This is a genomic window from Allobosea sp. 2RAB26 (assembly GCF_052115465.1).
Taxonomy (GTDB): domain Bacteria; phylum Pseudomonadota; class Alphaproteobacteria; order Rhizobiales; family Beijerinckiaceae; genus Allobosea.
Genome location: NZ_JBFRGS010000090.1, coordinates 1 through 464 on the forward strand (window position 1 = coordinate 1; position 464 = coordinate 464).

1 protein-coding gene is annotated in these 464 nt (G+C 65.9%); it reads left to right on the forward strand.

Annotation, left to right across the window (positions count from 1 at the left end):
- A partial coding sequence (locus AB4118_RS34155; protein WP_441493919.1) for an aldehyde dehydrogenase family protein occupies positions 1–464 on the forward strand: 464 nt, incomplete at both ends.

Sequence of the window (464 nt, forward strand, 5' to 3'; positions counted from 1 at the left end):
GCCTGGGCGCTGGTCGACATCATCCAGCGCGCCGGCCTGCCCAAGGGCGTGCTGAACCTCGTCATGGGGCGCGGTTCGGTGGTCGGGCAGGCGCTGCTCGAGCACAAGGATGTGCATGCGATCAGCTTCACCGGCTCGGTCTCGACCGGYCGCAAGGTTGCGGCGGCCTGCATCGCCTCCAACCCGATGAAGAAGGTTCAGCTCGAGATGGGCGGCAAGAACCCGCTCGTCGTGCTGGACGATGCCGATCTCAAGCTCGCGGTCGAGACCGCGGTCAATGGCGCCTTCTTCTCGACCGGCCAGCGTTGCACGGCCTCCTCGCGCTTGATCGTCACCGAAGGCATCCATGATCGCTTCGTCGAGGCCGCGATCGAGCGCATGAAGGGCCTCGTCGTCGACGATGCGCTCAAGGCCGGCACCCATATCGGCCCGGTCGTCGATCAGAGTCAGCTTGACCAGGACCT